An 8,757-nucleotide genomic window follows, 5' to 3' on the forward strand; every position below is an offset into this window, starting at 1 on the left:
CCCCCCGCTGTTCCGCAGGAATCCCACCCCAATCAAACCCACCTGCCGCTGGTGCTCACGCCGCTGATCGGTCGCACGCTGGACGTGTCCAACCTCGACTCGCTGCTGGGCCAACACCGCCTGCTGACCATCGTGGGCGCGGGCGGCATTGGCAAATCGCTGCTGGCACAGTGGCTGCTACACGCCCGGCGCGGTGCCCACCAGCATGGGGTGGCCTGGGTTGATCTGGCAGCACAAACCGCCCCCGAATTTGTTGCCAGCACCGTCGCCGGGGCGCTGGGCCTGCAATCCGGCCATGGCGACCCGCTCAAGGGTCTGATGGAGGCCGTACGCCCCTTGTCGATGCTGATCGCCATCGACAACGCGGAGCATTTGCTCGACGAAGTCGCCCGCATCCTGCAAGCCCTGCACCAGGCTGCGCCGCAGTTGCAGGTGCTGGTGACCAGCCAGGCCCCGCTCAAGCTGGCCAACGAATGGGTCTACCGGCTGGACGCACTGGCCCTGCCCGAACACAGCGCACCGCTGGACGTGGCCCGCCACTATGGTGCGGTGGCCTTGTTTGCCCAGCGCGCCCAGGCGGCCGATCGGCGCTTTGAACTCGGCCCGCACAACCTGGGTACGGTGGTAGAGATTTGCCGCCGCCTGGACGGACTGCCGCTGGCCATCGAACTGGCCGCGGCCCGTGTGCCGCTGCTGGGCTTGGTGCCGCTGGCCAACTCGCTCAACCAACGGCTGCGCCTGCTCAACGGCGGTGGCCGGGGTGCGCCCGCCCGGCAAAAAACCCTGCGTGCCGCGCTGGAGTGGAGCTACGGTCTGCTGGATGCCACCGAGCAAACCGTGTTCCGCCGCCTGGGCGTTTTTGTGGGCGGCTTTTCGCTCGAAATGGCCCGCCAGGTGGTGGCCGACGACGTGCTGGATGCCTGGACCGTGGTGGACGTGCTGGGCGCACTGGTCGACCGCTCGCTGGTCATTGCCGATGGCGGTGACACACCGCGCTACCGCCTGCTGGACACGCCCCGCAGCTACGCGCTGGAGCAACTCACCGCAGCCCATGAAGAGCCCGTCCTGCGCCAACGCCACGCGCTGGCCCTGCGCCAGCTATTCGAGCAGGCCGACACCGCTTTTTTCAGCGGCCAGCAGCGCATCGACGACTGGTACACCGCCCTGGCCCCCGACCTGTCCAATGGCCGCGAAGCCCTGGCCTGGGCCATCCAGTTCGACCCGCAAACCGCGGTGGCCATCGCCCCCGGCCTGGCCGAAGCCCTGACCAGCGACCGCCGCCGCGAACGCCGCTACGTCTGGCAGGCCACGGCCTTGCTGGTCACCGACCAACTGCCGGCCGGTCTACAGGCCCGCTGGTCTAGCCGCGCGGCTTACTTCTGGGCCTACCGTCAACCCGCCCTGGCCTGCCGCCTGGCGCGCCGCGCCGCCAACCTGTACCGTGCCCAGCCCGGTGAAAAACGCAACCTGTACCACGCACTGGCAGCCCTGGTCTACGCCCTCACCTACGGGCCAGAACAGCGGCAGGAACAGCGCGAGGTGCTGGCCGAGATGTGGGCCATCGAAGACCCGGCCTGGCCGCCCATCGTGCGCAGCTACGGCCTGTTTGCGTCGCTGACCTGCAACTTCGTCGAAGGTGCCTTCGACCAAGCTATAGAGCAACTGCTGCAAAAAGCCTCACTGGACGCGCTGGCAGGCTATTCCGAGGCGCTGCTGCGCGGCGAAGACATCGTTGCCTACATGGAGCTGGCCGCGGGCCGGGTAGACGCGTCCATCGCCCGCTACCTCGCCCTGCAGGCCCGGCTGGCCAACACCCGCCACATGGCCACCCTGTTGCTGGTGCAGCTGCACCTGACCGGTGCCTGGCTGGCCAAGGGCGATACCGTGCAGGCCCGCGCGCTGATGGAAGCCTGCTGGCCGCAGGTGCTGCACTTTGATGCGCAGGTCTACGCCGTCGATAACCTGGCCCTGCTGGCTGCGCTGGAAAACCGCCCGCACACCGCCGTCCGCCTGCTGGGTTACGCCGACACCGTGCACGCCGCCCACGGCAAGGCCCGCGAAGTTAATGAAGCCCGCTGCGCCCAATGCGCCGAACACCTGGCCCGCGCGGTCGTCAACAACACGGCGTTTGACCGTCTGAAAACCCTGGGCAGTGGCCTGCGCCATGGCGACATCGCGCAGCTTGCTTTCGGTTTGCACGACGCAGTCTAAACAGCACGCAGTCTAAATTTATAAAACGCAGTCTGAATTTATAGAAAATAAGGCTCTTGCGCAGGTAGCACCTGCGCAGACTGCTACGCATTTCGTAGTAGATACATTTCTTGACAGTTTGCTGTAAGCCGGGTCCGATAGAAGCCTATCGGTACCCCATAACTATTCAGACAAGCGAGACCAGCGCATGATTTTCCAAACCGTGTTTTCACCCGGCCTGTGGCTGATGCGGCGCTTGCGCCTGGGCGGCAAGATTGTGCTGCTGGCTACGGTGCTGCTAGCTACGCCACTGGTGGTGCTACTGCAGGTCGCCCTGTCGGGTAGCAACGGCGCAGGCTTGGCCTGGCTCAGCGGGCTCAGCGTGCTGGTGTCGATCTACCTGTTGCTGGCCTTTTACGCCAGCTTCACCCAAGACCTGGCCCAGGTGCGCCAGGCCATGGACCAACTGGTAAAGGGCGATTTGCGCCTGCGTCTGGTGCAGCGCGGCACGGACGAGCTGGCTGCGCTGGCCGCCGCCACCCAGCAAATCGGCACCACCGTATCCGCCATGGTGGCCAATGTGCGCAGCAACGCGGCGTTTGTGGCGCATTCGGGCAAGAGCCTGGCCAGCGGCAATCGCTCCCTGTCCGACCGCACCGAGCAGCAGGCCGCCAACCTAGAGCAAACCGCCGCCAGCGTAGAACAGCTCTCCAGCACCGTGCAAGAAACGGCGCAAACCGCCAGCCAGGCCAACGCCCAGGCCGCCCGTGTGCGCGATGCGGCCGACCAGGGCGCGACCACCATGGCCGAAGCCATCGCCTCGGTAGAGGCCATCCAGGGCAGCGCCAAGCGCATGGACGAAATCGTCGGCGTGATCGACGGCCTGGCCTTCCAAACCAACATCCTGGCGCTGAACGCTGCCGTGGAAGCCGCCCGCGCGGGTGAATCCGGGCGGGGTTTTGCGGTGGTGGCCAGCGAGGTGCGGTCGCTGGCGCAGCGCTCGGCCGAGGCCTCGAAAGAAATCCGCCAGCTCATCGGTGCCTCCAGCACCCAGGTGGGCAGCAGCGTGCAAAAGATCCGCACGGCGGGCAGCAGCCTCACCGCCATCGTCGGCGGCATCCGCGATGTGGCGGCCAACATGGCGCAAATCTCCACCTCCAGCGCCGAGCAAAGCACCGGCCTGAGCGAAATAACCTCCGCCGTACGCCAGCTCGACGAAATCACCCAGCAAAACGCCCAGATGGTGGAACACGCCGTGACCCAGGCCTCAACGCTGGAACACCGCGCCTCCACCCTGGTCGAAGCCGTGGCCCTGTTCAAGCTGCAACAAGGCTCGGCCGAAGAAGCCATCACCCTGGTGGACCGGGCTCTGGCGCACCGCCGCCGGGCTGCCTCGCGCGACAGCTTTCTGCGCGACCTGACCCAGCCTACGCAGGGCTTTTTTGACCGCGACATGTACGTGTTTGTGCTGGACCGCAGTGGCAGCTACCTGGCCTTTGGCGGCAACCCAGCCAAGGTCGGCACCCGCGTACAGGACATCGCAGGCATCGACGGCGCAGGCCTGCTGCACGCCATCTACGCCCAGGCCGAACGCGAGCCCGGCTGGGTGGAATACGACATCACCAACCCCACCACCGGCCGGGTGCAAACCAAGATGTCGTTCGTGGTGCTGGTGGACGATGTGGCGGTGGGCTGCGGGGTCTACAAAAACCTGGTGCTCAGCTAAGGCCGGATTTATAAAAAATCAGCCTCTGGCGCTGACCGCACCTGCGTCACCAGCTATCCATTTAATAGCATAATTACCCAGCGCCTGGCGCAGTTGTCGATGGACCAGGTCTTAGGATTCGTTGGGTGCCGCTGTGCCCATGGGCATTCGCCGGGGCATCCGGCGGCATCGGCCAGGCGCACAGCACGGTGCCGTCCGGGCTGTTGAATAGGGGAAATCAAGCCTCCGGAAACACCCGGTTGCGACCGGCCGCCTTGGCCTGGTACAGCAAGGCGTCGGCCTGCTGCACCAGATCGCTGGCGCTCTGCTCAGGCTGCCATTGCGCCACGCCAAAGCTGGCGGTCAGGCCGATGCGCTGGCCCTCAAACCATACCGGCTCGGCCTGCAGCAGCTGGCGCAGGCGCTCGGCATTTTGCCGCGCTGTGGCCAGCACGGTTTCGGGCAGCACGACCAAGAACTCCTCGCCGCCCATGCGTACGGTCCAGTCGAGCCGGAAGCGCGTGGCGTTACGCAAATGCTCGGCCGTGGCGCGCAGCACGGCATCACCGGCCGGATGCCCGTACTGGTCGTTGATTTTCTTGAAGTGGTCCAGGTCCAGGCAGATCACCGAGAACGGCCGCTGGTAGCGGTGCGCCCGTTCGATTTCGTCCTGCAGCCGCGGCTCCAGCGTACGGCGGTTAAAGCAGCCGGTCAGCGGGTCGGTGATCGACAGCTGGTGGTTTGCCTCGACCAGTGCCTCTAGCTGCTGGGTGCGTTCGGCCACCATCTGGTCCAGATTCGCGATGTGCTGGCGCAAGCCGTTTTGCAGCTTGGAAAAGCCATCGGCTACCTGGTCGATCTCGTCCAGGCTGGCACGCCGCGGGCGGTCCAGTGCCAGCGGCTGGGTCAGGGTTTGGGGTGTCAGCTCGCGGGCGAATTCGGCCAGCCGCTGCAGCGGCATCTGCAGCTCACGCCGCAGCATGGTGGCGATCAGCCCGCAGATCAGCAGCGTGAAAATGCCGTAGCCGGCCAGCACCGTCCAGGCGGTGCGCAGCATCTCGTTCACCACAAAGTGCGGGTTGCCCCACAACTGCAACTCGCCGACCACGCTGCGGCCCTGCGGTGCCGGAATCGGCACGCGCAAGCTGCCGGGCTGGCCGCGCAGACGGGCATCGCCGGCCTCAAAAGTCTGGCCGGTGCCGGCCTGCAGCAGCACGTAGCCGATCTGCGGGCGCTGCGCAATCAGCTCCACCTGCTTCTGCACGGCGCGTGGCTCGATGTCCCACAGGCTGAAGGACAGCAAGGGCACGCTGGTTTTCGCCACCTCGTCGGCCAGGTTCCCGAACTCGGCCCGGTGGTGCTGCAGCATGATGGCCGCCTGCACCACAAACACCGCCACCATGCAACACAGCGACAGGCCCAGCGTGTTGCGGATCAGGTGCCCGGCTAGCGAGCGAAATGGCAGATTCGGCATGGTCGCAGCTCAGCGCAGCAAGGGTGCCAGGCCAAATGTGTAGCGCTTGAGCTTGGGATTCAGCATCTTGCTGAATTGGCGAAAGTCGATGCTGTTGTAGCGCTCGCCGAAGCGGGCCTCGAACTTTTCGGCCATCGCCGGGGTGAACAGCACAAACATCGAGCGCTCCAGCTGCAGGCCTTCGTCGATGAAGTCATGGCCGCGGTCGTAGTCGTACAGCATCACCAGCGCCCAGGCACCGGCCATGAAATGCCCGCCGGCCAGCGCCGTCAGACGGCCGGAACTGACGGCCTGCATCGCCTCTACCGAGGTATTGATGCCGCTGAACCACATGCTCTTGCCGGGCTGGCCGCCACGCTGCTCCAGCGTTTGCATTGCGCCAAAGGCCATCAGATCGTTGCCGGCCCAGACCAGGCGGGCGGCGGGATAACGGTCGTACAGCCAGGCGCTTTGTTCGGCGGCTTTTTCGCGGGTCCAGCCGGCGTAGACGGTTTGCTCCAGCACCACGTCTTTGGCCTCGGCCAGCGCCCGCTGCAGCCCGTCGTTACGGCGTACCGAGCTGGGGGTGGAGCGGTCGCCGCCCAGCGCCAGCAAATGCAGCTTGCCGTCCGGCGCCTGGGCCCGGGCCCTGCGCCCCTGTTCGATCAAGGCCTTGCCCGTCAGATAGCCGGCCTCTTCGGCCAGGGGCTCCAGGGTGCCGATCCAGTTCTTGTAGTGCTGGCGTGGCCCGCCGAGCTGGGCCTCTTCGGTCGGCGCGAGCCGGCTAAAAGCCACAAAACATTTGATGCCGGAGCCATCGAACAGGCGCAGCAACTCGGCGCCGGTGGCGTGGTCGTTGGAGAAAACCACGTAATCAGGCCGCTGCGCTACCGGCCTTGCGACGATGGCCCGGGCCAATTCGAACGCCCGCAGGTGGTCACGCTCAGCGTACTGCACTTCCAGCTGCATACCCAGGCTGGTGGCTGCGGCCTGCATCGCCTGCGCAGACGCGACCCAATAGGCTTCGTCGGATTTGCCGGGGTTGATGAACGCCACAGACACCGCGCTGGCGGGCCCGGCCAGCAACAGAGCCCAGGCCCACAGCAGGCATCGAATCAAGGTGTTATGCAACAACATCAGCTTCCTCAGAGTACAGGAGGCAAAAGGCCCGTGATGGCCACCAGCGGACTACCGCGCCGCCCGTGGGCGGCACGGTGGATCAAACGCGCTCTGTCACCCAGGCCTGTACCGAGGCCAGTGCCGCGGGCAGTTTGGCAGGCTCGGTACCACCGGCCATGGCCATGTCGGGCTTGCCGCCGCCTTTGCCGCCGAGCTGGCTGGCCACAAAGTTGGCCAGCGCACCGGCTTGCACCTTGCCGACGCTGTCCTTGGTCACGCCCACGGCGATCTGCACCTTGTCGCCGTCCACTGCGGCCAGCACGATGACCGCGGTTTTCAGCTTGTCTTTGAGCTTGTCCATGGTGTCGCGCAGGGTCTTGGTGTCGGCGCCTTCGAGCTTGGCAGCCAGCAGCTTGATGCCATTGATGTCGATGGCGCTATTCACCAGCTCGTCGCCCTGGCTGGAGGCCAGCTTGCCCTTGAGCTGGGCGACTTCTTTTTCCAACGCCTTGATGTTCTCCAGCGCCAGGGTGACGCGGGCTTGCAGCTCGGCAGGCTGCACCTTGAAGCTGCCAGCGGCCTGGGTTACGGTGCGTTCCAAATCCTGCAGATAGGCCAAAGCGCCTTCGCCAGTGATGGCTTCGATACGGCGGATGCCTGCGGCCACACCGCCCTCGCCCACCACCTTGAACAGGCCGATATCGCCCGTACGCTGCACATGGGTGCCGCCGCAGAGTTCTTGCGTGGTGCCGATGCTGAGCACGCGCACAATTTCGCCGTACTTCTCTCCAAACAGCATCATGGCGCCGGTTTTTTGGGCCGATTCGATGTCCATCAGCTCGGCCTTGGTCAGCGCGTTGGCCAGGATTTCGGCATTCACCAGGGCTTCGATCTGCAGGATTTGCGCGTCGGTCACCGGGGCGTTGTGGGTGAAGTCAAAGCGGGTGCGTTCGGCGTTCACCAGGCTGCCCTTTTGCTGCACATGCGTGCCCAGCACGGCGCGCAAGGCGGCGTGCATCAAATGAGTGACCGAGTGGTTGCGCTGGGTGGCGGCGCGCAGGGTGGTGTTGACCTGGGCCGTCACGCTGTCGCCCACGCTCAGCGTGCCTTGGGCCAGCGTGCCCTGGTGGCCGAACACATCGGTCTTGATTTTTTGCGTGTCGCCCACCTCGAAGCGGGCGCTGCTGGACACCAACACGCCCTCGTCGCCCACCTGGCCACCGGACTCGGCGTAGAACGGTGTGGTGTCCAGCACCACGGTGCCGGTTTGGCCTTCTTTTAGGCTGCTGGCGCTGGTGCCATCTATGTAGATAGCTACAACTTTCGCAGCAGACTCCAAAGCGGTGTAACCGACGAATTCATTCTCCGCGCCGGTGTATTCCAGTGCCCGGTCCATCTTGAACTTGCCAGCCGCGCGGCCCTTGGCTTTTTGCGCTTCCATGGCGGCGGTGAAGCCAGCTTCGTCCACCGACAAGCCACGCTCGCGGCACACGTCGGCCGACAGATCCAGCGGGAAGCCGTAGGTGTCGTGCAGCTTGAAGGCCACGTCGCCGGGCAGCACTTGCACGCCGCCCTCTAGGGCTGCGTTCAAGATTTCCATGCCCATGGCCAGGGTTTCAAAGAAGCGCTCTTCTTCCGCCTTCAGCACTTCGGTAATGCGCTCTTGCTGTGCCGCCATGGCCGGATAGGCCGCGCCCATCAGCGCCACCAGGTCGGGCACCAGCTTGTGGAAGAAGGGCTTGGTCTGGCCCAGCAGGTAGCCGTGGCGGACGGCCCGGCGGATGATGCGGCGCTGCACGTAGCCGCGGCCTTCGTTGCCGGGGATTACGCCGTCGCTGACCAGGAAAGACGTAGCGCGGATGTGGTCGGCGATGACGCGCAGGCTCTTGTGGCCCAGGTCTTGTTCACCGGTTTCGCGCGATGCGGCCTTGATCAACGCGTCGAAGATGTCGATTTCGTAGTTGCTGTGCACATGCTGCAAGATGGCGGCCAGGCGCTCCAGGCCCATGCCGGTGTCCACGCAGGGGGCAGGCAGCGGCGTGACCGAGCCGTCTTCGGCCATGTTGAACTGCATGAACACGTTGTTCCAGATCTCGATGAAGCGGTCGCCGTCTTCGTCCGGGCTGCCGGGTGGGCCACCGGGGATGTGGTCGCCGTGGTCGTAGAAGATCTCGCTGCACGGGCCGCAAGGGCCGGTGTCGGCCATCATCCAGAAGTTGTCAGACTTGTAGCGCCCGCCCTTGTTGTCACCAATGCGTATCACGCGCTCGGGCGGCAAGCCAATTTCTTT

At 65.3% G+C, this 8,757-nt stretch carries 5 protein-coding genes; 2 read left to right on the forward strand and 3 right to left on the reverse strand.

Features of this window, described 5'->3' with window-relative positions:
• Both ABI213_RS02255 and ABI213_RS02260 read left to right on the forward strand, forming a co-directional pair.
• Positions 1-2,211: AAA family ATPase (locus ABI213_RS02255; RefSeq protein ID WP_348025940.1), on the forward strand; the 2,211-nt coding region annotated here is incomplete at its 5' end.
• A gap of 187 nt (positions 2,212-2,398) precedes the next feature.
• Entirely contained in the window at positions 2,399-3,916 is a 1,518-nt protein-coding gene (locus tag ABI213_RS02260) for a methyl-accepting chemotaxis protein (RefSeq protein WP_348006471.1), read from the forward strand.
• Positions 3,917-4,133: 217 nt separating this feature from the next.
• On the opposite strand, the gene ABI213_RS02265 is transcribed toward ABI213_RS02260, so the two are convergent.
• The 3 genes from ABI213_RS02265 to alaS all read right to left on the reverse strand — a co-directional run.
• Positions 4,134-5,369: a diguanylate cyclase gene (locus ABI213_RS02265; RefSeq protein WP_348006472.1), complete on the reverse strand. Its 1,236-nt coding sequence runs from the start codon at positions 5,367-5,369 to the stop codon at positions 4,134-4,136.
• 9 nt (positions 5,370-5,378) lie between these two features.
• On the reverse strand, positions 5,379-6,485 hold the full coding sequence (locus ABI213_RS02270; RefSeq protein ID WP_348025942.1) for an ABC transporter substrate-binding protein: 1,107 nt from the start codon (positions 6,483-6,485) through the stop codon (positions 5,379-5,381).
• 82 nt (positions 6,486-6,567) lie between these two features.
• Positions 6,568-8,757: alanine--tRNA ligase (alaS, locus tag ABI213_RS02275; protein ID WP_348025944.1), on the reverse strand; the 2,190-nt coding region annotated here is incomplete at its 5' end.

Origin of the sequence: Rhodoferax sp. (assembly GCF_039922535.1) — a bacterium.
Taxonomy (GTDB): domain Bacteria; phylum Pseudomonadota; class Gammaproteobacteria; order Burkholderiales; family Burkholderiaceae_C; genus Rhodoferax_B.

Bases quoted from the DNA above. Each gene is read 5' to 3' on its own strand.
- ABI213_RS02270 (WP_348025942.1), bottom strand. From the start codon at position 6,485: ATGTTGTTGCATAACACCTTGATTCGATGCCTGCTGTGGGCCTGGGCT.
- ABI213_RS02265 (WP_348006472.1), bottom strand. From the start codon at position 5,369: ATGCCGAATCTGCCATTTCGCTCGCTAGCCGGGCACCTGATCCGCAAC.
- ABI213_RS02260 (WP_348006471.1), top strand. From the start codon at position 2,399: ATGATTTTCCAAACCGTGTTTTCACCCGGCCTGTGGCTGATGCGGCGC.